The sequence below is a fragment of the Shinella kummerowiae genome (assembly GCF_009827055.1).
Classification (GTDB): Bacteria; Pseudomonadota; Alphaproteobacteria; order Rhizobiales; family Rhizobiaceae; genus Shinella; species Shinella kummerowiae.
The window spans coordinates 1-23,651 of record NZ_WUMK01000022.1 but is presented as its reverse complement, the minus strand read 5'-3'; the positions used below and the strand labels follow the sequence as shown (position 1 = coordinate 23,651).

General features: G+C 56.6%; 20 protein-coding genes and 2 pseudogenes. 11 read left to right on the top strand and 11 right to left on the bottom strand.

Annotation, left to right across the window (positions count from 1 at the left end; genetic code table 11):
- Positions 1-70 precede the first annotated feature (70 nt).
- On the bottom strand, positions 71-592 hold the full coding sequence (locus tag GR138_RS29785) for a hypothetical protein (RefSeq protein WP_160862894.1): 522 nt from the start codon (positions 590-592) through the stop codon (positions 71-73).
- Entirely contained in the window at positions 585-1,277 is a 693-nt protein-coding gene (locus tag GR138_RS29780; RefSeq protein WP_160862893.1) for a hypothetical protein, read from the bottom strand. Before GR138_RS29780 ends, GR138_RS29785 begins: the two co-directional genes overlap by 8 nt.
- Positions 1,278-1,324: 47 nt before the next feature.
- Between GR138_RS29780 and GR138_RS30405 the strand changes: the two genes are divergently transcribed.
- Positions 1,325-1,624 carry a hypothetical protein gene (locus GR138_RS30405; RefSeq protein WP_202402920.1) on the top strand — a complete coding sequence of 100 codons (300 nt, stop codon included), beginning with the start codon at positions 1,325-1,327 and terminating at the stop codon, positions 1,622-1,624.
- Between the two features lie 14 nt (positions 1,625-1,638).
- Here GR138_RS30405 and GR138_RS29775 read toward each other — a convergent pair whose 3' ends face one another.
- The 4 genes from GR138_RS29775 to GR138_RS29760 are packed head-to-tail and all read right to left on the bottom strand — an operon-like array spanning position 1,639 to position 5,155.
- On the bottom strand, positions 1,639-3,303 hold the full coding sequence (locus GR138_RS29775; protein WP_160862892.1) for a type IV secretory system conjugative DNA transfer family protein: 1,665 nt from the start codon (positions 3,301-3,303) through the stop codon (positions 1,639-1,641).
- Positions 3,300-3,608, bottom strand: a complete 309-nt coding sequence (locus tag GR138_RS29770; RefSeq protein ID WP_160862891.1) for a mobilization protein — start codon at positions 3,606-3,608, stop codon at positions 3,300-3,302. The genes GR138_RS29775 and GR138_RS29770 overlap by 4 nt, the downstream gene beginning before the upstream one ends.
- 43 nt (positions 3,609-3,651) lie before the next feature.
- On the bottom strand, positions 3,652-4,329 hold the full coding sequence (locus tag GR138_RS29765) for a hypothetical protein (protein ID WP_160862890.1): 678 nt from the start codon (positions 4,327-4,329) through the stop codon (positions 3,652-3,654).
- 22 nt (positions 4,330-4,351) lie between these two features.
- Positions 4,352-5,155 carry an NYN domain-containing protein gene (locus GR138_RS29760; protein ID WP_160862889.1) on the bottom strand — a complete coding sequence of 268 codons (804 nt, stop codon included), beginning with the start codon at positions 5,153-5,155 and terminating at the stop codon, positions 4,352-4,354.
- Positions 5,156-5,415: 260 nt separating this feature from the next.
- On the opposite strand from GR138_RS29760, the gene traA reads away from it, so the two are divergent.
- From traA to GR138_RS30765, 3 genes and pseudogenes are all read left to right on the top strand, one after another.
- On the top strand, positions 5,416-9,117 hold the full coding sequence (traA, locus tag GR138_RS29755; RefSeq protein ID WP_160862888.1) for a Ti-type conjugative transfer relaxase TraA: 3,702 nt from the start codon (positions 5,416-5,418) through the stop codon (positions 9,115-9,117).
- Positions 9,118-9,649: 532 nt separating this feature from the next.
- Complete coding sequence (locus GR138_RS29750; RefSeq protein WP_160862887.1) at positions 9,650-9,955, top strand: helix-turn-helix transcriptional regulator; 306 nt, start codon at positions 9,650-9,652, stop codon at positions 9,953-9,955.
- A pseudogene (locus tag GR138_RS30765) lies at positions 9,945-10,643 on the top strand (reverse transcriptase family protein); the annotation flags it as partial. The gene GR138_RS29750 and the pseudogene GR138_RS30765, both read left to right, overlap by 11 nt.
- A gap of 47 nt (positions 10,644-10,690) precedes the next feature.
- Here GR138_RS30765 and GR138_RS29740 read toward each other — a convergent pair.
- Both GR138_RS29740 and GR138_RS29735 read right to left on the bottom strand, forming a co-directional pair.
- Positions 10,691-14,101 carry a BPTD_3080 family restriction endonuclease gene (locus GR138_RS29740; protein WP_246200847.1) on the bottom strand — a complete coding sequence of 1,137 codons (3,411 nt, stop codon included), beginning with the start codon at positions 14,099-14,101 and terminating at the stop codon, positions 10,691-10,693.
- Positions 14,101-16,797, bottom strand: a complete 2,697-nt coding sequence (locus tag GR138_RS29735; protein WP_160862885.1) for a site-specific DNA-methyltransferase — start codon at positions 16,795-16,797, stop codon at positions 14,101-14,103. Before GR138_RS29735 ends, GR138_RS29740 begins: the two co-directional genes overlap by 1 nt.
- A 115-nt stretch (positions 16,798-16,912) precedes the next feature.
- Here GR138_RS29735 and GR138_RS29730 point away from each other — a divergent pair, with 115 nt between their 5' ends.
- The 5 genes from GR138_RS29730 (at position 16,913) to GR138_RS29710 (ending at position 20,494) form a co-directional block, all read left to right on the top strand.
- The gene (locus GR138_RS29730; RefSeq protein WP_160862884.1) at positions 16,913-17,959 is read left to right on the top strand and encodes a HEPN domain-containing protein; all 1,047 of its coding nucleotides are present in this window, start codon (positions 16,913-16,915) and stop codon (positions 17,957-17,959) included.
- A gap of 164 nt (positions 17,960-18,123) precedes the next feature.
- Positions 18,124-18,471: a hypothetical protein gene (locus GR138_RS29725; RefSeq protein WP_160862883.1), complete on the top strand. Its 348-nt coding sequence runs from the start codon at positions 18,124-18,126 to the stop codon at positions 18,469-18,471.
- 27 nt (positions 18,472-18,498) lie between these two features.
- Entirely contained in the window at positions 18,499-18,990 is a 492-nt protein-coding gene (locus GR138_RS29720) for a hypothetical protein (protein ID WP_160862882.1), read from the top strand.
- The gene (locus GR138_RS29715) at positions 18,987-19,943 is read left to right on the top strand and encodes a tyrosine-type recombinase/integrase (protein ID WP_160862881.1); all 957 of its coding nucleotides are present in this window, start codon (positions 18,987-18,989) and stop codon (positions 19,941-19,943) included. The genes GR138_RS29720 and GR138_RS29715 overlap by 4 nt, the downstream gene beginning before the upstream one ends.
- 14 nt (positions 19,944-19,957) lie before the next feature.
- Positions 19,958-20,494 carry a hypothetical protein gene (locus GR138_RS29710; RefSeq protein WP_160862880.1) on the top strand — a complete coding sequence of 179 codons (537 nt, stop codon included), beginning with the start codon at positions 19,958-19,960 and terminating at the stop codon, positions 20,492-20,494.
- Here GR138_RS29710 and GR138_RS29705 read toward each other — a convergent pair.
- From GR138_RS29705 to GR138_RS29695, 3 genes are all read right to left on the bottom strand, one after another.
- Positions 20,475-20,696, bottom strand: coding sequence for a hypothetical protein (locus GR138_RS29705; RefSeq protein WP_160862879.1), 222 nt, complete (start codon positions 20,694-20,696; stop codon positions 20,475-20,477). The two genes, GR138_RS29710 and GR138_RS29705, sit on opposite strands and share 20 nt — an antisense overlap.
- Before the next feature lie 77 nt (positions 20,697-20,773).
- A complete protein-coding gene (locus tag GR138_RS29700) occupies positions 20,774-21,973 on the bottom strand; it encodes an XRE family transcriptional regulator (protein ID WP_160862878.1) in 1,200 nt (399 codons plus the stop codon).
- Between the two features lie 31 nt (positions 21,974-22,004).
- Positions 22,005-22,721, bottom strand: coding sequence for a hypothetical protein (locus GR138_RS29695; protein WP_160862877.1), 717 nt, complete (start codon positions 22,719-22,721; stop codon positions 22,005-22,007).
- A 461-nt stretch (positions 22,722-23,182) separates the two neighbouring features.
- On the opposite strand from GR138_RS29695, the gene GR138_RS29690 reads away from it, so the two are divergent.
- Both GR138_RS29690 and GR138_RS29685 read left to right on the top strand, forming a co-directional pair.
- On the top strand, positions 23,183-23,389 hold the full coding sequence (locus GR138_RS29690) for a hypothetical protein (protein WP_160862876.1): 207 nt from the start codon (positions 23,183-23,185) through the stop codon (positions 23,387-23,389).
- Positions 23,386-23,651: pseudogene (locus GR138_RS29685) on the top strand (hypothetical protein); the annotation flags it as partial. The gene GR138_RS29690 and the pseudogene GR138_RS29685, both read left to right, overlap by 4 nt.

The following is a 23,651-nucleotide window of genomic DNA, read 5'->3' as shown; positions in this document are numbered from 1 at the left end:
TGGGCTGTAGAGAGTTGGAAGAGCGGTCAGAGACAATGCCCCGGCGCTTTTTTAGCGCCGGGACTGCATTTCAGATTGTACGTCCTCTCTCGTTGAACCGAACTAGATCGGTTAGGATTGAACGCAGTTCGGGCCACGGCGTCATTTTCATGGTGTCGCCGGGGTCTTCGTACTCGATGACCGAATGAAGCTTCGCAATTATGCCGGCTATTGAACGGGCAGGGGTATTCCAAAGTGCGTTGACCAAAGCCTGTTCTCTGTCGGTGGCTTCCGCTTCGGCTTGGCACGCACGGCTATATCCAAGTTCCTTATCTGCGGCCTGGCGAGCGTCATCTCTCTCATTTTCACTCAAGTCGCGCACGAGCTCGAACAATCTTGTTTCCAGACCCTGTTGCAGCCGGCATAATTCACCAGACTGTTTGTGCGCTGCGAACCATTCCTCCCAAAGCAGAAGTACAAGCTCGCTATGTTTGCTGTCTGGAAGCGAGAGAGAAGTGCTGCCAGCATGTTGTGCATTTGAAGCAGTGATGGATGCCGCCGCGACTGAAAGCAGGTTGCGGCGTGTGATTGAGGGTATCTCCGTATCAACCATGGTTGAGCCTCCCGATGCGCTCCAGGTCAGCAAGCAGCATGTCGAGCTCCGGAGACACGAATGATGCCCGGAACTTTGGATCAGCGGGCCCCCATTTTGGCAGCCACCGATTGACCGGAATCTTCATTTCGAGGATCGAATGCAATTTTGCGGTTGCGCCCGCTAGCGACAGCGCTGGTGTGTTCGCAAGGTTTATAGCGAGTTTGTAACGCCTACTCCACGCCTGCTTTTCTGCTTGTTCGGCAAGACGGTAGCCTGTCCGCCTCACAGCCTGATCCCATTTCGCCTGTTGGGCCGCTAGTTGGCCTTCGATCTTTGATCGGGCTTCAGCGCCAACCCAGCCTTTTGCTATGTAGTAGTCGATGTCGTGATTGCTTCGGATCAAAAATCCACCAGTCTGTAGGGTCGAACGTTCAATTTCGACATTCGGCCATGCGGCTGTTTGGTACAATTCGGTTTCACGATCCAATAGCGCCTGGTTCGCTTCGACATAGTGGTCGTGCGCGGCTATCCATTCACGCCAGCCCAGTACAGCCGGGTCATCTTCTACTGGCATGTGCCGATTGGGGGCGATGCTGCCGAAGGCCTCTGTCGCCATTGTCGCCACTATAGAGGTCGCCGTCCCTGCAATAAGCTTTCGGCGGGTGATTGAGGGCAAAGTTCTGCTATTGTCGGAATCAGCCATGATCCGAGCTCCAATCCAGCTTGGTTGTGGTTAGGCTGGATGAGGTGTTGCTGCACATCATCCAGCCGGTTTGCACGGGAAATGTAAACGTCCCCTTTTATGCCGTCAATAATTTGGGGCAATTATTTCATTTGGATCCCTGTTTTGACAAAATATATGGGTCCGTTTATTCCCCTCACATGGGACGACCGCCGCTCAATGTGAAAGAAACCAAAATCCGACTTTCGCCAGAAACGAAGGAGCGGATTGCTGCACTCGTCGGAAATTACCAGATATCCGCATTCATCCGTGAGGCAGTCGAGAATGAGCTTACCCGACGCGAAGCCGAGCGTGATCAGGAAAGCTGAAGCCACCTAACCTGTCATGCCGGATCGAACGTCCCTTTGAATTCGGGATCGGTGTAATAGGCGAGTTTGCCGGCGACGATCGGCCGTTTGCCGGCGATGAACAGCAGTTGCCCTTGCGCCGGCAGATTGCGCACCTCGTCGGGTGTAAGCAACGGTCGGGCGGTATGTTGCTGGCTGTAGGAGATCCCGGATTTCTCGCTATCAAGTGCGCGGGCCATGGTCTGGAACACGACCGTTTCTTGTCCGAGCAGGTCTGAGACAAGGCGGGCGCTGTCGTGATCGTTGACCCCGAAGACCTGAAGCACCCCGGCGTTTGAGAGGAAGGTGCCGGCGCGTTGGCCGTAGGTGGCGCGCAGCTGGTGGACATCCTGAAGGATTGGCCAGAGCTGGACGCCGTAACCCGCCATGAGACCCATGGCGCGCTCAACGGGAGCCAGGTGGCCGAGAGCCGCAAATTCATCGAGCAGATAAAGGACGGGGACGGCCGGCTTTGCCGTATCGCGGGCCATATCGAGCAGGCTTTGGCTGACAAGCAGGCGCAGCCAGCGTGAATAGGTGGACAGGCGATCGGGCGGCAAGACAAGGAACACCGTCACATTGCTATGCTTGAGATCGGCAAAGCGGAAATCCGACCGGCTGAGGACCGTCGTCATGCGTGGGCTGTCGAGGAAATGGGTATGGCGCTGTGCGGCGGAAAGAACGCCGGCGGCCTCACGATCGGACTTGCCCAGGTGCCGGTTGGCCGCTCTGGCGATCAGGCCGCCCACTTCGTCGGAGTCCTGCATGCGCTTGAGGAGGGCGGTGAATGTCTCAGGAGCGACCGTGAGATATTCGCGCAGCGTGCCGAGGTTACGCCGGCCGGGAGATTCCACGGCGACGATCTTGAGCAGCAGGCCGGCAATGAGAGCCTTGGCTTCCTCGTTCCAATGCGCCTCACCCGCCATGCCCGGTTCATCAAACACGAGGGCGTCAGCCAGGGCGGTGGCGTCTTCGGCGACATCGAGGCTGGCAGGATCGATGGTATCGAGGGGATTGAAGGCGGCCGAGCGCATGCCGGTAACGCCGAAGGGATCGAGGACATGGACCGGCCCGAACTGTTCACGCGCACGGCCAGCGATCTTCGCATTCTCTCCTTTGGGATCGATGCAGATCACGGAGCGGTCGGCGGTCAGCAGATTCGGAATGATGGTTCCGACACCTTTGCCGGTTCTCGTCGGGGCCATGGTCAGGAGATGCGCCGGCCCGTCATAGCGCATGAGGTTTTTCGACTTCGGATCGCGGCCGATCAGCAGACCGGTATCGGACCGGGTGAGGGGGGCCACTTCCTTGTTGGTGGCGAAGCGCGCCGAGCCGTGGGTGTCGTCGGCCATATCCCCGAAATGGACAATCAGCGGATTGGTGATGAAACGGAAGGTGATCCAGGCGAGCACCAGCAGCGTGCCGAGATCAAGCGCGATGAATGGGATGGTGCCGGGACCAAAACCGATCTGCTGAAGGGCGAAGCGCCCGCCCATGCCGATCAGAAACACAGCGATAATGAGAATGAACAGAAGACCGAGAAGCGGTTTCCAGATTCGGAAGGGCAGACCAATCAATGCCACGAAAGCCCAGAGCGGATCACGGGCGGCGGCGCGCAGCATGTTCTTGAAAGCGGCCCATGCAAGTCTCGACCGGTTCATGAGGCGGCCTCCGTGCTGTCGGCGTTCTCTATCACATTGGCCGGCGCTGGCCCGAGCAGATCAGCAAAGAGTGCCTTGTCATTGTCACGGGTAAGGAAGCCGGGCAGCTCGCGGCGCAACCAGTCACCGAGACGCTTGGTGAATTCCGGATCGTTCGCATTTTCGAGCCGATGCAGCACAAGAGCGCCAAGCAGCACCTTGCGGCGTGTATCGTTGGCGCGATCCTGTTTCGAGAGCCGGGCTTTCAGCGCCGAGCGCTGTGCGTCCAGTTCGGCCAGGCGCTGTTCGATGGACTTCCTTGCCACAATTTCTCCTTTCGATGAGTTGCGCTGAAGCTTCTCGCCCTGGTCAGGTCTTCTTTCCGGAAGGCAGACCGAATTCGATGAGAAGGCGGGCGTGGCGGTTTCTGGAATAGATCGTGCCGCCGGGTTCGCCGCCTTCCTCGACACTCAGATAAGTGCCCCCATCGCTGCCATCGTTGCTCAATAGGCCGGCCGAGAATAATGCGTCCGCTATTCCTTCGTCAGGCTGGACTTTGCCGTCATTGAGGTCAGGAAGCAGAAGGAGATCTTCGATAAAGGCGCGATCGACAATCCTGCTCAATCGCAATCCTTCTTTCAGGGACATGTCCCCGCGCGCCGCAGCGGCCATCAGTCTTCCGACGATCACCGGCTTGGAGAGGTCATCCATGCGCTCAAGAAGCAGGAGGATGGTTTCTCCGAAGCGCTGCCCATCGTCCTGCTCTTCGATCTTCCGGACGAATTCCTTTCTGGACGTGGGGTCGCTTTCGTTTGCAAAGCTGGTGAGGAAGGCGATCACCTTGCGCTGGAACACGAGATCGCGAATAGCAGCTCCGCTGCGGGCGATATTCACCAACGTTCCCACAACGGGCACCCCGTCCAACGCGCCGGAAGTGATCACGCTGTCCAGTGCTATGTCCCCGATCGTCCCGCCGAGATCGGCCAGCTCGTCACGACCAAGTGATTTCACTAGGTCAGTTGAAACACGATCAAGATCATCCGTCATGGCATTCTCCTGTTGAGCGAGATCACTTCGTTGCGGGAGCGGCCTTGAGTTTGACCATGATGATTTTGGGATGATCGCCGGTGCGCTCGATGTCCACAAGGCCAGACGCCTCGACCAGCTCGGAGAGGCGCGCGAAGCCATAATTGCGCGCGTCGAAATCCGGAGCCTGTTTCGCCAGATGTCCGCCGACACGCGCGAGGTTGGCGCGGCCGTCTTCATCAGCCGAAGCGGTCACGGCCTTCGCGAGCATTTCGAGCGCGACTTTATCGAGCGCCGGTTTTGGCGGCGCAGGCTTGGCGGCTGGCGGCGCAACTTCTGCCGTTACGACCGGTTGACGAGCTTTCCGCTCCACGGCAATAGCCGGCGCTTCCTGCAACGGCGTTGAGGCATTCAGCACGTCGAAATAAACGAACTTGTCGCAAGCCGTGATGAACGGGCGAGGCGTCTTACGCTCACCAAAACCGTAGACCGTCACGCCCTGTTCTCGCAGCCGCGCCGCCAGTCTGGCGAAATCGCTGTCGCTTGATACGATGCAGAAACCGGAGAAGCGCCCCGTATAGAGCAGGTCCATGGCGTCGATGATCATCGCACCATCGGTCGCATTCTTCCCTGTGGTATAGGCGAACTGCTGGACCGGTTGAATGGAGTGCTCAAGCAGGCACTCTTTCCAGCCTTTGAGGTTCGGTCCTGTCCAGTCACCGTAAATGCGCTTGACGCTAGCCACGCCGTAGTTGGCGATTTCGGCAAGCAAGCCCGTCACTATCTTCGGAGAGGCGTTGTCTCCGTCGATCAGCAGAGCAAGCGTTGGAGTCGTGTCATTCGCCATGCTTCTCTCCGTGCGCTATGTTTTGTGCACCCTAAACGAACATGACAAATCCTCAATATTTCATGTACCGCTGATTGCTTTATCTTCCGAGAGCTCACCTCAACATCCCTCAAACCAGACGCTTATGGTTGCTATCGGTGGGTCTGCAGACACCTATACCGTGGCCGAGTGAGCAAAGCGATTGAGGTTACAAGGGCGCACTTACGACTTGCTGTGCAAGTCAGTGCTTGATATCCTCATTTGAGTTTGGAGGATATCGCTTGGCGATCTACCATCTCAGCGCAAAGCCTATCTCGCGGTCATCCGGCCGCAGCGCTGTGGCATCAGCGGCTTATCGTTGCGCTGTTCGCCTGACCAATGAGCGCGATGGGCTTGTGCATGACTTCACTCGCAAGGGGGGCGTGGAGCATACCGAGATAGTGCTTCCGGAAGGCGTTTCGGCTGATTGGGCTCTGGATCGGTCGGCTTTGTGGAATGCGGCCGAGTTTGCGGAAAATCGGAAAGACGCCCGTGTCGCTCGTGAATTCGAGATTGCGCTTCCGCATGAACTATCGGCGGAAGGGCGATTGGAGGTTGCGCGAACGTTCGCTCAGGATTTGGCGAGTCGCTATGGTGCGGCGGTGGATTTTGCGATCCATGCGCCGCATGAGCAGGGCGACATCCGGAATTACCATGCGCATGTGATGATGACGACGCGGCAGGTTGGCGAAGCCGGCCTGGGCGAGAAGACATATCTTGAGCACAAGAATGCGCGGCTGTTGTCGAATGGCATGGCGACGACCGACATGCAGCTTCGCGACATCAGGCAATCATGGGAGAGCATCGCCAACAGCCAGCTTCAGCGTGAGGGGCTGGATATTCACATCGATCATCGGTCGCATGCGGAACGCGGTCTTGAGCTTTTACCCACCGAGCATATGGGCGTGCACGCCTCGCAGATGCAGCGGCAGGGGATGACCGTCGAGCGGTCGCGGCTGGACGACGAGGCGGCGCAGCGTAATGCCGAGTTGATCCGGGAAAAGCCGGAACAGGTTCTGACGCTGATCAGCAATGAGAATAGCGTGTTCGATCGGCATGACATTGCGAAGACCTTGCATCGCTACATCAACGACGACACGCAGACGTTCCAGAAAGCCTTTGCATCTGTCATGGCATCGCCGGCGCTGGTGGAGCTTCAGGCCGAGCGCATCGATCAGGAGACGGGCGAGGTTTCGAAGGCGCGCTATTCGACGCGGGAAATGGTCGATCTGGAATTCGGCATGGCGCGATCGGCGAAGCGGCTGCACCAGGCGCGGAGCCATGGCGTCGATCGGCGGCATGTCGGCCGAGCCATGGAGCGCCAGGACGCGGCGATCCGGAAAGGTTCTGGCGATCCTTCAGCAGGATTGTCTGATGAGCAGCGTCACGCAATCGAACATATTACCGGGCCGGAGCGCATCGCGGCCGTGGTCGGGTTCGCCGGCGCTGGCAAGTCCACCATGCTTGCAGCAGCTCGCGAGGCATGGGAGGCGCAGGGCTATCAGGTGCATGGTGCGGCGCTGGCCGGAAAGGCGGCCGAGGGACTGGAGGAAAGCTCCGGCATCCAGAGCCGCACGCTTGCGTCGTGGTCCCGCGGTTGGGAGCGCGACCGCGGCACGATCGGCCGCGGCGACGTGTTCGTCATCGACGAGGCCGGCATGGTGGGGAGCCGCCAGCTCGCTCGCTTCATCGGAGAGGCCGAGCAGCGCGGCGCGAAGATCGTTCTTGTCGGGGACCATGAGCAGCTACAGGCGATCGGGGCCGGTGCACCCTTCAGGGCGATTGCCGAGCAGATCGGCCATGCCGAACTTTCCGACATTCGCCGCCAGCGCCAGGACTGGCAGCGGGAGGCGTCAGTTGCTTTCGCGACCCACAAGACGGCCGAGGGACTGGCCGCGTATCGGAACCATGGCGACATTCACTTTGCGGCCAGCCAATACGAGGCGAGGGCCGAGATCGTGCGTGATTATCTTGCCGACCGTGACGAGCGTCCGGATGGCACCCGGGTTGCCATGGCGCATCGCCGTGCCGATGTTAGGGCACTCAATGCCGCTATCCGTTCCGAGCTTCAGGACCGCCATCAACTGGGGCGTAGCCACGGGCTGAGCGACGGCGAGGAAGTTGGAGAACTGACCTTCCAGACCAATGACGGCAAGCGCGCCTTCGCCCCCGGTGACCGGATCGTATTTCTGGAAAACAGCCGCGACCTTGGCGTGAAAAACGGCATGCTTGGCACTGTCGAACATGTCGAACAGGGGCGTATCATCGCGCAGCTCGACGGCCGAGGCAGCGACACCGTCAGCATTCCCACGGACAGCTACCAGGCGATCGACCACGGTTATGCGACGACGATCCATAAAAATCAGGGGGCGACGGTCGATCGCGCCTATGTGCTGGCTTCCGGCACCATGGACCGGCATCTGACCTATGTCGCCATGACCCGCCATCGCGACGGGGCACAGCTCTATGCAGCGCGAGACGAGTTCACCAACGCTGGCCGCCTCGTAGAGCATGGGGCCGCGCCCTATGAGCATAATCCGGATGCACGCGAGAGCTATTTCGTGACGCTGGAAAATGACAAGGGCGAGCAACGCACCGTATGGGGTGTCGATCTCAAGCGCGCTCTGCAGGAGACCTCGTCCGCGATCGGGGACAGGATCGGCCTGCAGCATGAGGGGACCACTCCCGTCACCCTTCCGGACGGTACGCAGACCGAGCGCAATTCGTGGCGCGTCGTGGAGGGTGGCGAGCTGGCCTGGCAGCGGCTTGAAAGCCGCCTGTCGCGTTCCGGCGCGAAGGAAACCGCGCTGGATTACATCAGGGACTTTGCCGAGCAGCGCGGGATCGCGGAACAGTTCGGGGTCAGAAGCGAGATCGAACTTGCTCCCGCCCCAAAGCTGGCGCAGGAGTTTTCGTCCCGTGCGGCCCATCCGGAACGGGAGCAGCAGGGCCGGCCATCAGAGCGCCAGCAGGTTTACGAGGAACGTGCCGGCGATCTGGCCTGCCCTGTTCGCCGTGAGGATCCTCGCAAGGATCTCACCCCGAATATTGAGGGCGATCGGCAGGACGGCCGGGAAGGGGAGAGCGAAGGTTCCCGCCGCGTCCGGTGGTCGGAGGTCATGTCGCCGGCTGGGGCCGGCGAGGGCCGCAAAGAAGCGTCCGGCCAAGCCTTGCAGCCCGAGGGCGGCAAGCCCGCTCCCCTGGTGCCGGCGATCACGCGGCATGATCGCAGCATCGAGGACGTAGCCCGCGAAAAGGCGATGTCCGTCATCGAGCAGAGATTCGACACGGTGGAGTCTGTATCGCGGCATGTGTTTCGCGATCCGGCGGAGGTGGCCGGTCGGTTGCGCACCGCCATTACCGAGAAGGAGGGTAACGGCAAGATCATGGCGAAGGCCATGGCCGAGCAGCCGGAGCGGTTCGGGGAGCTGCGCGGTAAGTCTGGCATGTTTGGGGACAACAAGGAGCGGAAAGAGGCGCTGCATTATGCCAGGTCGGCTTCCGCCCATATCGGCTATGTGTCCGAAGCCTGGGAGCGGCGGCTTGGAGAAGAACGCAAGAGCGAACAATGGCAGCGTGAAAAGCGGGATGTGATCGAGGTTCCCGGCCTCACGCCGCGTAGCGCCGAAATCATCGCCCAGGTGGAAAAGACGCCGGTCGAGAAGCGGGGCCAGTTTATCGCGGAGCTGCGATCGTCTCCCGAGGGCCAGACGGCGCTCGAGGAGGCCAAGCGGGTCGCCAATGCGCTCACGCAGCGGTTCGGTGATTCCGATCCTCGCAGTTTCGCCAAAGAGCTCGAGAAGCGTCCGGAGCTGGCGAAGCAGGCCGAGCAGATCAAGACGACCGCCCGAATGGTGGAGCGCGCACGTTTTGCCGAGCTAACGCATGACCATACGTTGAAACAGCAGCTCACCCGGTCCCAGGGGCTTGGGTTAAGCCGATAGCTTCAGATTAGAAAAAGTTCGCTGTTGGCGAACAAAGTTCTTGATTTTCGCTCCGCACTCACCTATCTGTTCTTCATCGTATGTTGAACAGGGGATAGTCATCACTCTCTGAAGCTCCGCAAGGGCTTCGTGGAAGGCCTAGCAACCTTCTAACTTCCGACCGGCAGGTGCGTGTCACATGGCGGCGCGGGCGTGCCCCGATGGCGGGGCACGCCCGTACAGGCAGGGTTTACCGTTCTCGCCCCACTTTCCACGCCTCGATGGCGCTCTCACGACCGTGAGGGTGGTTTGGAAAGGACCAAATGATGGAAACGTCAAAGCATACTGATCGAGAACGGCGGCGGACGAAACTGAAGACTAGGAAGAGCTGGCTTAAAAACCTGCGTAATCCGAAGACGGTAACGTACTTAATAGCAGTAGGAAAGCTTGTCGCCCACGTATTGTGGTTCCTGATATGGCTCTACGATCTGATTATTAAGGTTCTGCGGGAGTAATCTGCCGCCCTGTTTTGTATCTGAACAGGAGTTTTAATATGTTGAACGAGGCCCTTCGACTGATCCGTGTTTTCCATGACATGAAGCAGAACGAGGCGGCGGAAAAGCTTGGCATCTCCAAATCTTATCTTTCTGAAATCGAGAAAGGTCATAAAGAGCCGTCGCTTGATCTGCTGAGAAAATATGAAGCCGCTTTCGACATACCGTCGTCATCGATCATGTTTTTCTCTGAGAATCTAGGAAAGTCTCCGGCAAGGGAAAAAGCCCGCACTTTCGTTGCATCAAAAGTCATCAGCATGATGAAGTTCATTGAAGATCGCTCGGAGCGAGCCCATGGCGAATGATAGAAAAGCTTATCCGCTGCATCAGTCTCCGCTCTTCAAATTGAAGAGTAAGAAACGGCTTAGCGCCCTTCTGAAGCTAGATATGAAGAGCATTCAGGAACTGGCGAAAAGCGCTGATGACCTTTACGCGGAATTTGATGTTCCAAAAAAAGCTGGTGGAGTTCGGGGGGTAGAAAATCCTCGGCGCCAGTTAAAGCTCGTTCAGGCGAGAATTGCCCGATTTCTTGGCCGGATTGTACCACCTGATTATTTATTCTGCCCTGTGAAAGGTCGTTGTTATGTAAAGAACGCAGCACAGCATAGGGGGCAGCGGGTTGTGCGCTGCCTTGATATCCGAAAGTATTTCCCCAGCACGTCCTCCCGGCGCGTGTTCTGGTTTTTTCGTAATATCATGCAATGTGAAGCGGATGTGGCAGCCATATTGGCGAAGCTTGCGACCTACCGAGGTCATCTTCCGACAGGAAGCCCGCTTAGCCCTATAATGGCGTTTTTTGCTCACTATGACGTTTGGGAAGTTATTGCGAGCCACTGTACAACGCATGGCTATCGCCTTACGGTTTACATTGATGATGTGACCATTTCTGGCACGACGCTTTCACCTGCTGTTCTTTGGGATATCAAGCGCGCTATTCACAGATCGGGATTGCGCTATCATAAAGAAAAGCACTTTGTGGACCGGCCAGCGGAGATTACCGGAGTGATCGTCAACGGAGAGCGTTTGGTCGTCCCTAATCGTCAATTGAAGAAGCTGTATGAGATCCAGCGGGATCTCAAGCAACCTCTTATTCCGCAGCTGGAAAGTAAGCTACGTGAAAAGCTAACTGGCCTACGCGGCCAAGTAGCACAGGTTGCAGCTGTATAATCTTGGTTCTTTGCCGATAAGCTAGCGCCATGCTGCAAAAATACACTGCCTAAAAGTCCACTAGGTCCAGCTGTCATTTTCAGAAAGAATATGAGCGTATTTAATACGCCTGTTTCCTTTCTTATCGGCTGTTTCAGTGTGACGCTAACTTGAAGTTCCCTTGTACTTTTCATCACGGTGTAAGTGTTTAGCTCCTCGGCGACCCTTCCTGGATCAGTCACGAGCAGGTAAACCCATTCGCCATAGGTACCTAACCTGTTCACGCCATTTATCCAGCGTACGGCTGCCTTAGCCTTGGCGTCCGCACTATCCGTGACCTGTCCTTTGATTTCGACAATGACATTCAAGTTCTTATCCGTCACAACGATAAAATCAGGAATGTAGCGGGCCGGAACGCCGCGATTGCGATATGGGATGACGAAACCAAGTCGATCATTCTTGACCCACCGGCGAACGCCAGGATGGCTGTCCAATAAAAATGCGGCACTCTGTTCCCACGTTTTTGTATCGGCAACCATCGCGTTGAGATGGCATCGTGTCACGGGATAAATCGGTTTAGTGGTATGAAAATCAACGTATAGGGTGCTGCCGCCCCCAGCGGCACCCTGAGGTATGACAGCGACCTCTGCATCCGTTGTCGATGCGCCCTTTTTGATCCCCTCTAATAAAGAACCAATGGCAGCTTGCATATATTCGCCTACCAGGAGTACGTCGCATGAATGGCTATCACCCTTGCGATCCAGCTTTTCGGCGAGAAAGCGTTTGGCGGCAAACGCGACTTTAGGAAACAGCACTTGAGTCGGCACTGCCGCCGCACCATTGTCCGCTGCCCAACGGATACAAATCTCCTTTGCTAATCGAAACGCCACCTGCTGTTCGCGGAACAGTGCCCGCCAATCTTTTAATGACAGCACTGGCTTTTCACCGGGGCCATAAGCGGCCAACGTGCCATCCGGCGTAGTAAGCGGCGTTAGCTCAACGAGTTGTGGAATTTTCATAGGGTCGATAGTAACCTTGGCTACTTGTTCCCAATCCACGAACACGTCGAACTGCCCGGACTGATGATAGCCAGTAACAAGGGGGAAGTTGATCTCAAATTTGGCCTTCTCTGGCACAGAATAAATATGGTTAGGATCGGGCTGTGAGGGCGCTTCGCCTGTTGGCGAGACCTTGAACGGAATTAGTTCGAAGGGGACGCCAAAGACCTTGGCTGTTTCCTCAGCGAACATCTGTGTTTCTTCGTTCAGTGCGTAGCTCTTACGCCGCAACGCGCGCCCGACTACCTGCTCGCAAAGAAGCTGCGAACCAAACGGCCGCAAACCGACGATGTGCGTGACAGTATTGGCATCCCAGCCTTCGGCCAGCATAGCGACCGACACGATACAGCGCACGTCCCGTCCTGGCGGAATTCTCTCATCAATCCACTTGAGTGAGCCGTCATTATCGTCGCTCGCCGCCTTCTCGTTATGCTTTCGGACAAGTTCGGCCCACTCGTCCGGCACTTTGCTGCCTGGCCACTCGGCTTTGCCGATGGTGTCGAGAATGAAGCGTAGGCGGCGGGTTTCTTCCTTGGTGCCGCCCTCCTCAATATCTTCGATCACCTTCGAGTCGATCCGCACGGTAACCTCTTGGCCGGGGGCGTTGCGGAACCACTGGGGAGCCTCTCCATAGCCACCTTCGTCATTCGCGAGCCAGTGATGCACTTCTCTCGCGACGGCGGTATCACGGCAGACAACGATGAAGACCGGGGGCACCGGATGCTTTTGCTGCGCCTTAGCGAATTGCTCCCATTCCACAAACCGCTGGTGCCATTCGGTCGCCAGAAGGTTGATAGGCGCGCTGGCGTAATTCATAACGATCTGGGGCGAAATGTTGTTGCCAAAGCCATCCTCTTTCGCCTTGGCCTGCACCCAGCGCCAGATATTGAAATAGGCAGCCTCTTCCGCGCCGCTCACATCGCGGGAGGGCAGTTGCGGGATTTTCACAAGGCCGGACTCGATGGCGTCAAGCAAACCGAAATCTGACACCACCCAAGGGAAAGGCTTTCCAACCTCATTACCAGAGCCTTGAATGTAGAAAGGCGTCGCAGATAAATCCACGCAAAGATTAATGCCTCTTCGGCGGCTACCACCTGCCAATTTATGGATGCGGTCAAGACCTTCGATCCAGATAGTTGCTTCGCGTGCGTTTTTCTTGGCGAGGTCTTTATCTTCGTCTAGCGTCTCTTCCTCGCCCTCGGCCACGTCCCCGCGTCGGTAAGCATGGTGAGCTTCGTCATTAAAAATGAGCCAATGCGAGCTACGTCCCTTGCCGCTCCCAAGCTCGCGGCGGATGCGCTTCAACCATGCAGCGTCCGATTCAAAATATTTGGTCTCGACAGTCTCGTTAGCCTTGCCGGCGTTCCTCACCACGTCCATAGGCTCGCCCGCCTTCACCACCTTTGCAGAGTCACCATTGACGGTGTTGGTTTCCTTCTTGGCGAGACGGTGCCAGTTGGCGATCATTACCTCGCCACGCCGCAGTTCTTCCATCCGGTGCGGCGGTACAAGCTGGCGGGTCCGGTAAAGGCTTAGATCACCCAGGGCCGGGTCAAGCTCCTGAAGGCGCTCTCGGATGGTTACGTTGGGGCAGACGATCAGGACGGTATCTGAAAAGCGGTCATCGCGAGGACTGGCAACACGGTTGAGGATCGACCATGAAGTGAGCATTCCCATGACCGTCGTTTTGCCGGAGCCGGTCGCCATCTTACAGGCGTAGCGGAGGAAAGCGCGGAACCCATCCGCCTTCGCCGCCAAGCCGGGTTCATCCTTGGGGATTTCCGGGATGCCCTTACGGTAGATGTCTGCGGCCTCAATCAGGAAGATGACTGTCTCAGCGGCTTCGATTTGAGCGAAGAACAGGCGCTGCATGCGCTCATCGCTACGCCAGAGGTCGAGCAATTCCTTCGTCACTGGTGAGGCGCCATCATAAGGGGCGCCACCGGAGCGCGAACCTTCGCGCCATTCCTTAACGCGTTCTCGAATGAGATTGACGATCTCAAGCTCGACTTCTTCGCCGCGCTCGCTCTCGAACATCTCTGCCTGCGCGCGATTGCGACGGCCCCGGCCTGAATGTTCGGGGATGCGATAGAAGTAGCTTGCCCGCCGCCGCGCTTCGACTTTCACCGGCGACTTGCTACGCTCGATGTGCCAATGGCATTGCGGCTCAATGAAGGGCGAATTGATAATTGGAGATTCGACCTCCGCGACTGTGATCGGCGGCTCTTCCTTCTGCGTGGCAGGCATCAGCTATTACCTCCCGCTGCCTTGACGACCATCAACTCGTTGCCGCGTTCGTCGATAGCTTTGACTGCAATGCGGTTTTTGTCGCCCAGCGCGAATGGTTCGCTCGCCGTTCCGGCAAGATGGTCCCACACGCTGTCAGCGAACTGACTCTTGAGGGATTTTTTCAGATTGTCCCATGCACTCGTTTTTGGGAAAAATACCTGCGAGGCGAAGAATGCCATGCCGTTGTAATTGGTATCGAGCATCCAGCATGGCAGATTTTCTGCCTTTACCTCGTCGGTTTCCATCGTATCGGGGCGGAATATGTCAAGGCCCTTGATGACAACGCGATGGAGCAGGCTACCGTCCTTGTCCTTGCCAGCTTCTTCCAGCCGCACGTCCGGCAGGCCGGTGATAGAGAAAATTTCGCTCGACTTGCTGGTTTTGAGCAAGTCGGACATCACCACGTCCGGTGTGACGGCGACGTAGGTGGTGGCGAGCTTGAGCTTTGCCAGCATTTCTCGTGCTTTAGCGTCAATGGCGAAGCCGAAGAGGAAAAGAGACTGGTAACCCTGCTGCAACGCCTCGGTGTGGGCGTTAAATACATATTCGGAACCGATTGCCCCATCTTCGGGACCGAACACAATGGCGATCCGCTTTTCCGTTCCATTGCGTGCGACGCCTTCGGCATGAATATGTTCCCGATCGGCAAGCGGGCTAACGGTTTCCAACTCCAGCGTGATATTGCCGGGCAAGTTGAGCGTCTTGCTCTGGCGCAATACCTCTATCATGCGATCAAGGTAGGCGCGCGGGCTGGTGGTTGCCGGTTGCGGCGGCAACCCAGCAGAATCGTCGTCCATGTTCATCGCAGCCTGAATGGTGGCTTCGACCGTGAAGGGCCCGCAAACGCGGGTGATCTTGTCACTCACCTCCGCACGGTCGATGATTGTTTCCAGCTTCGGGTCTTCGTCGTTGGCGATGGATTTCAGAGTAATACGGGGGACAAGGCCGCCGACTTCCTCGCCCTTGTTGTTCCGCTTGCGCTCATAGATAAAACCGCCTGCTGGCCCCTTTGCCGGTTCCTTCAAGCGATACCAAGGGAATGTGCTGGTCAGGAGACGTTGCCGCGCCAGTGCAATCGGTACGCGCGAGGTATCAACAGTGATCCAGCGGCGGCCCCACTGTTCGGCGGTGTAGGCGGTTGTGCCAGAGCCGCAAGTAATATCGAGGACGAGATCGCCGGGATCGGTGGTCATGTGGATGCACCGCTCGACTACTTTCACGCCGGTCTGGACTACATACACTTTATCGTCGGTGAAGTTGCCTGTGATGGTATCCGTCCAAAGGTTGCCGAGCTGCTGGAATGGGAAGTCATCCGAGAACCGTCGATAGCGAATACTGTTTTTGGCAAGGTGAATCCGGCCTGCCTTCGCCAGCCTGTTCATTCCATCTGGGTAGTTGGCTTTCCAATGCGAGTTTCCGCCCGGCAGAAATGTTCGGCCTTCATAGTCGAAAGGCTGGGGTTCTGTAGACGCACCCTGAGATTGTAGGTCTCCCGGATTATATAGCTTCACATTGGTAGGAAGGGCTACATCGCCCCGAGCTTCCGCCGCTGTAACTCCCCGATACGTCCCATCAGGAAGCAAGACCCACCGCGCATTCCCTGAGCCAATTTCGACCGGCTGGGGCTGAAAAATCTTGTTGTAGCGAACAGCCGCCTTGTCCTTGGAATACCACAGCAGGAAATCGCCGACTGTTGGCAGGGTGGAGGACTCAAAGCCTGATGTCGTCTGAAAGCTGATTTGCGAGACAAAGCCGCCCGGAAATACCTCGTCGAGCACTTCCCGGACGTGGTGCACGTTGTCGTCGGAAATCTGGACAAAGATGGAGCCGGAAGGAGTCAGTAGCTCCCGCGCCAGCATCAATCGGTCACGCAGATAGGTCAGGTAGGAGTGAAGTCCTAACTCCCACGTGTCCCGGTAAGCTTTCACCATTTCCGGTTCACGGATCATTTCATCATCCGCACCGTGATTGACCCGATTTTTGCGGACGAATGGCTGAAAATTCGATCCGTATTTGACGCCGTAAGGCGGATCGAAATAGAGCATCTGCACCTGACCACCCATGCCCTCATATTCAAGCAAGGAGTTCATAACCTGCAAAGAATCTCCAAGGACAAGACGGTTGGTCCAGGGTCCTTTGTGCTCATAGGCGTCTAGCTTGTCGGCAACATCCAAGCCCGTGTCACCAAACAAATCGAGATTGGTACCGGTCGCCTTGTGGGACCGCAGGGTATCGAGGATAGCTTGGGTAGAATGGCGCTCATGAACGAAAAGCGGGAGCGTCGGCACTGTGACCTGTTGTCGCTCGGCCTTGCCTGCCCAGTTTAGGAAAGGCTTGGTCAAGCTACGAAGCCGCGCCCCGCATTGCATCAGGGACGTGAAGCGCTCCTCCGTCCCCTGCCACATCTGCGGCCGCGCGAAAACGGTGGCCTCGCCCTTTTCGGCGGCATCGGCGATTAGCGCGAGCAACCACTCCGCAAAAGCACGCTCACCATTCTCATCCCACACCAGTTCCGGGGCGAGGCTGGAATCGTAACGGTGAGTTCGCGGAGCCTTCTTGTTTGAAAACTGTGCTTCGACGCCGACATCTGGGCGCTGAACGGCCTTGGTCTCATGCTTATAAACGGACGCCGACCCTGTTCCTTCAGTCGCCATAATTCCCCCATCACGCCGCGATTCATTCCACTAACGGTAGCGTAGCATTCGAAACAGAGCTTAGGTAGAGTTAGAACAAAGAGGGAATACTATTTTGATATGAAGTGAGCGCAAAATGAAGCTTTTACGCGATGCTCGTACATTAAAGACGAAAGCAATCGAGTCTCTTCGAACAGCGATGACGTCGTTCAATAGCTACGACGAAGCTGGGCGAGTCACCATGGTTTTGATGCATTCACAGCACGCGTGTGAAATGTTGCTCAAGGCGGTGTTAGTGCAAGGTAAGGCTGGGGTCTTTGACAAAGGAAGCGGCAGGGCGATCGGCTTTGAGCGGTGCCTCGGACTCTGCGTTGCGCATCATCAACTTACAACCGAGGAAGCCGGCATCATGCGCGCGATCGACGCTCAGCGCGATGCTGCCCAGCATTGGTTCGTGTATGTTTCGGAGGATCTCCTTTACATGCAGATCAGGGCGCTGATTACCGCTTTCGATGCCTACCTTCAGCGCAAGCTAGATGTCGCTTTGCATGAACATATCCCGCCGCGGGTGCTCCCGATATCTACCAAGCCGCCGGGCGACTTTGAGTTTCTTGTCGATAAGGAATTCAACTACGTCAATGAGCTCCTCCAGCCAGGGCGCCGCGCGCGCGACGAAGCTCGCGCAAGAATTCGCAGTCTACTGGCAATGGAAGCAATCGTAACGGACGAAGTGGAAATTTCTGAACGCGATATCGACCGCATTGAAAAGGCAATGCGTGGGGGAGCCGAATTTGTCGCAGTGTTTCCCCGTCTTGCTACGGTGGGTACTACGACGGAAGGCGAAGGTGTTAATCTGGTTGTCCAGTTCACAAAGAAACAAGGTGCTCCAGTCCATTACATCGGGGGAGATGATCCTGCGGCGGCAGCGGCGGTCCGCGAGGTCGATTTGCGAAAAAAATTCCACATGCAGCGGACTGAACTAGCCGCCAAGATCGGTCTCAGCGCACCTAAGGCGAAAGTGCTGCGTGCCCATCTTGGCATCGACGATGACGCAAGTTGCTGTCACGTTTTTGAATTTGGTGCTCAGAAAATTCCGTGCTTTTCTGACAATGCTCTGCGTCTAATGAAAGAAGCTTTACCAAAGATCAACATGTCTGAGTTGTGGGCTAACAGGAACGGGTAGACTGGGAAACATAGGGTAGATCGCTCTGATCTGGCGTTGTTCGACAGATTCATCGGTATGTTGCCGCGGGCTGAACAGAGACCATAATGCCGATCATAACGCTGGCCCATTGCAGCTCCTCTTATGTATGATAATGTCCTTTATCATACATAAGAGGACATGTTATGGCGCGACATTTACGGACGAACATTGAGATCGATAACTTCATCACGAAAGTCATTGCTGAGGCCAATCACCACGCGCCGAATGTCGCCGCGATCATAATGCCGATTTCGACTGCGGTAAGGGCGCGGTTGAATCTGGCAGTTGATAAAGTCGAGGTTTACGAGCGAAACGGCAACTTGGCGAGGACATGCTGGGTAACGGTTGGCGGTAACCGGTACACATTCACCTACAATTACAGTTCGGGCCAGATTGACCTCAAAGCCGGGTCTCTGCAGGGGTTTCTTAGGTCAAGTTTTGACAACCACACTCCTCACGCCGCAATCTCACATCAAGCTGCACGGCTTTGAATTCGAACGAGTTGCTTAGAGGTCAGGATGCCCGATTTCTCGAATAAATCAGATATCGAAATCGATCAGTGGATCATGAACTTTGAAAAGCGCGGCCAGACCGACGCTAGGCTCTACTATGAACTCCTTGAAGAGCGCGGCCGGCGCTCGGGTAAACGCCAGGGGCTGGATCTTGAAAAATCACTCTCCGCCCTGAAGCAGGCAGCTATCTCTGGGATCTGCATCACCTATGGCGACTTGGCGAAGGCAAGCGGTGTTGAGTGGAGCAAGGCGCGGCACCAGATGAACGGAAAGCATGGCCATCTCGATCGGCTATTAGAAATCTGTCATGCACGACAACTTCCGCTGTTGACGGCGATCTGCGTCAATCAGAGCGGCCTGCAGGACGGCGAGTTAGAGAAAAATGCCCTGTCCGGCTTCGCTGAAGGTTCGAGGCGGATCGGCCGCTCTTTTGCGGATGAGCTGGCATTTCATCATGCTTGCCGCGAGGAGTGCTGGAACTGGGGCCGGATGCAATGAGCTTGGTCATTGTATCCGATGCGGAGATATTGCCTGTCGCAATTTCGAAAAGCGCAGAGCGGGTCCGCACGCGGTTTCTTGAATTCTTCACTACCCAGCTTCGCAACCCGAATACCCGCCGATCATACGTAAAAGCTGCTTCCGAATTTTTAAGCTGGTGCGATATGCGTGGCGCTCAATCCCTCGAAGCGATCACCCCTATGCATGTTGCCGGCTGGGTCGAAGAAATGACTGGCTCGCACTCGGCGCCAACCGTCAAACAGAGGCTGGCCGCAGTGCGCCACCTGTTCGACTGGCTCGTTACGGGACAAGCGATGGCGTCCAATCCCGCCCATTCTGTCCGCGGACCGAAACATTCCCGTAGAAGGGGTAAGACCCCTGTCCTCTCGGCCGAGGAAGCCCGTCAGCTTCTGGACAGCATTTCTACCGATACGTTGATTGGGCAGCGTGATCGCGCCCTGATCGGACTCATGACGTACACGTTCGCCCGTATTGGTGCCGCGACGAGCATGGAGGTGCGCGACGTATACAGTCAGAACCGCCGGTTATGGGTTCGGTTGCATGAAAAAGGCGGAAAGCAGGTTGAACTGCCCTGTCATCATTCGCTTGAAGCCTACCTGGACGACTTTATCGAGGCGGCCGGCTTGCAGGGTACGCCCCGAGCGCCCCTATTTCAGACAATTAGGCGCGGCACTGATAAGTTCTCTGGCAATCCCCTACCCCAGGCTAATGCCTATGCAATGATCCAGCGCCGTGCGGTCGCGGCAGGTATCAGCACGGCCGTGTGCAATCACACCTTTCGGGCGACGGGTATTACCGCCTACCTGAAAAACGGAGGAACGCTGGAAAAGGCAGCCAATATTGCCAATCACTCATCCACCCGAACCACGCAGCTTTATGATCGCCGCAGTGATGACGTAAGCTTGGATGAAATCGAGCGAATATTGATTTAGGGGCGATTTGCGCGATGACAAAGATCAATCATAATAGACCGACGCTTCGCCTTCTCGATAACTACCGGCGCGAGCTGAGGTCCCAAGCGCGCGAATATAGCACCCCCGAGACGGCTTCGGAAATTTCGGTCAGTGGTAGAAACAAGAAAATGCCGGGTGTGAGCCAATCGGCGCAGGAAATTATCCTTTCTATGTTTGACGCCGCCGGTCTCTATCTGGAGGCTTTCTCAAAAATATTGAAAACCTTGTCGCTCGATGCTGGAAAATCGCTCCGAAAAAAGAGGACTTCATTTCAGAAAGAGATGGAGGATGCCAAATCTCATCTTATCGAGGTATGCGTCAAATTGGTCGTGGAAGCCTTACGTGAAAAAATTGAAGGCAAGAAAGGCGTCGTAGAGTGGCTAACCTGGTTCCAGGACGAGGCACAACGTACAAATGATTACGGGCTACTCGATATTCTGGAAGTCGGGATAAAGCCGGCCTTTCAAAAGCTTGACGCTGCCATCGAGGAGGGCGCCTTCCGACAGGGTATCAGTTCTGCAGGTCCATAATGAGAGCGTCAATTTTCTCGCGAATATCATATTCGACTGAATTTACCTCCATTGCCTTCAAAAGATAATCCAGCACATTTTGACGATCGTCCGGGGCAATGTCGGATAGTGTCTTCGCTGATAAGTCGCGATTCAGAGCGGCAGCCTGGTCAGGGGAAATGTAGCCGCCATCTTCAAGGCTGACAAAATCTTGCAGTTTCATTTTAGGTGCTTTCTACAGTTGATAGCCACCCACGCTGGCGGGCAATTCTCTATGATCGCGCCTTATGTGGCGCAAACCTATCCCTTCCGCGATGGGAACGGCAAAATCGTTGATGCTTCACCGGTAGTGCGATCTTTCACGGTTTCGCGCAGCTTCAGCCCTATGACTTCCGCATTTCTTGAGAACCATCCTGGCGGTAAGGCGGTAAGATTTTCTATGTCGCCAGCTTTCATGGTGAATTCTACGCTCAGGAGGTCGGACTTGCTGCGCACGGCCGAGTCCACGATCAGCTGCAGGGCGTTGGCAAGAACCGTCGGCTCCGAGATCCGCCAGTTCTTGTCCAGAGGTTCTTCCCGGCTCCATCCTTTGGCCGAATACAGCTTATAAAGCGAGGTCGCATGGTCCGAAGGGATGATATCTAGATCCGACAGGCGACGAATCTGCGCTTTTACCGAAACCCGCCAGCGCTCCTTCAGGGACAGCAGAGACGCAAGCGACGCGCTCTTTACCTCATAGGAATATGTTGTTGCGGGCATCAGGAACGCGCTGGCAAACCGAAACGCCTGGCGCTCGATCTCCTTGAGATCTTTTTTCAGCTCTTCCTCGGTAACATGGCGATGCAGGATCGCATGACCGAGTTCGTGCGCGGCATCCATTTGCCGGCGCGGGAACGACATCTTGTCCGTGGACAGCAAAATATGCGGACGACTGCCTGCTTGAGCCCAACTGCACAGGCCATCCAGCTTTGAAGTCCCCATCTCAATGGAGCCGACAATACATCCGACGCGCTCAAGCAGAGGCATCATATCAATGCACGGGCCATCACCGACGCTCCAATGCGTGCGCAGGTCAGAGGCGATCTGCTCGATGTCCTCGTCGCGGAGCTGCTTATAGGTCGCACCCTGTAATACGTCCGGAATATCGACCTCCGGGAAATCCACATAATGCTCCACGATGCTGCTGATTTCTTGCAGCCAGTGCATCTGGGATTCCTGGTAGTTCAGATCTTTCACCAAGGTCGATGCCAAGGTGCGGTAAAACAGAGGCCGGTCGCTGTTGGCGACCGGTCTAAGAAAAAACTCTCTGCGAACGTGAAGGTGAGCCGCCAACTCGGCTAAGGCATCGGCATCAGGGGCGCTGGTCCCGTCCTCCCAGCGGGTGACGGTGCTGGGGTTGACGCTGATCAGGGTAGCCAATGCCTTCTTGCTTAGAATTCTTCGTGCTGCTCTCGCCTCGATCAATCTTTCAGGGACAAACCCCGGAGTTCCTACACGCATGCATTTCCTTCCCCGGCTTTATCAGCACGGGTCACTTTGTATCTCTCTCGTTGTCATCACCGCCGTCAGGCTGTTCCGGCGGCACAAACGGCTTGATCGTCTTTTTCAAGCTGATGATCGGTGTTTTCGCCCCATTAGCAGAGGATGGCGCCGGAGCGATTACCGGCTCATCGGCATAACCTTCAAGGTATTTGTCGAGCGGCTCGTAGAAAAGATATTGTTCATAGGCCGCATCGATCACACCGATGGCGAATTCGCTGATCTTTCCGCCCCGCTCACGGTCACGAGCGACAAGGAACAACACAAAAATGTCGCCGATCTTGGGCCCTGTTCCATCAAGGTCGAGGCGTGGCGAGAGGTGGTAGTTGAGCGTTACGCCAGCCTTGCGCGACACGTTTTTCACTGGCAGCGCTTTCGGCTCCGGCATTGCTGCAAGACCGAAGATGATCCCCTGCCCGTTCACCTCAAACCGCATGAAAGGCTGGAAGATCTTCAAATCGGTGAGCGGAATGATGCCGTTCTCGAGCAACTTGCCACCGTGAAGTTCACAGGTTTCCCGAAACGCCTTCTCCATCATGCGAAAACGGGCATGCCCCTCCAGCTCTCGGCTTGGCTTGGGGTCGAGACCAGCGTGGTCGCGTACCATCGTGAACGCCTTGAGTGCGGAAGCGCTCAGCCGGTCTTCCAGGTCTAGGAAGAGATTCTTGAACAAGGCCGGCGGGAACCGTCTTTTGATATAGTGCTCCACAGTGCGCTCCGCATCGAATTGCAAAATACAGGATTTATATATTGAAAAATTGCGTAAAGAGCAAGTGGGCAGAATGATCTTCCATTTGGCATCCCTGAAAACTTATTGGCACGTCTCTCCGTGACCAGGCTCTATTCCGCCGCGGCTGTGCCGCAGCTCCACGGAACCCCGTTCCGGGTTTCCGCCGACAAGCGGTAACGATCCTTCGTGCTACCGGCATGCTTGCCGGGACATAACGCGCGATTGCGCGAGTCGTTTGTCTGATGGGGGAACCGAGGGCCTTGCCCTTCTCGCCCCCAAAATAGCCTTCCGCCCAGCTTCCTCCGCGCCCGCCCTGGCGGCCGCTCCGTGCAGCCGGTTCCCCGCGAAGGCTATTTTCCCCCTCCATCCCACCGCTCGCGCGGCCCCGGGAAGCAGGACGAGGTCCTGCTTCGCAGTCTAGGACAAGAAAGGACAAGGGAATGTGCGAACCTACTTTCGAGGAATGGTTTTTCAGCTTTGCGGGCGAACTGGCCCGGCTTAGCGGCGAGCTACCGGATTTTGACGCCGCATATGATCGGTATTTCCCGGCCTATGAGAACGGCATTTGCGGCGGCACATGCGCCCGTCACGTCGTCGGGATCGGCTCGGCCGCCGTCTATGCCGACGAATGGGAGGGCGCCGAATGATGCGGTTTGCCCCCTCACGCGATTTCTACATCCCGAAAGGCTCCGTGAAGATCGCCGACAAGGCGGGTGACGGCGTAGCTTACATCTACACCAGCGCCAAGGGCAGACCCGCCGCCATCGCCTTCCACGGCAAGGCTGCAAAGCCCGACTGGCACCACAGCTTTGCCAGCGCCGAAGCCCGCGAACGCAAGATCAGGGAGCATTTCGAGGGACGTCGGCGCTGGGCCGAATGGAAACAGGAACGCCGCGACGAGCGCAAGAA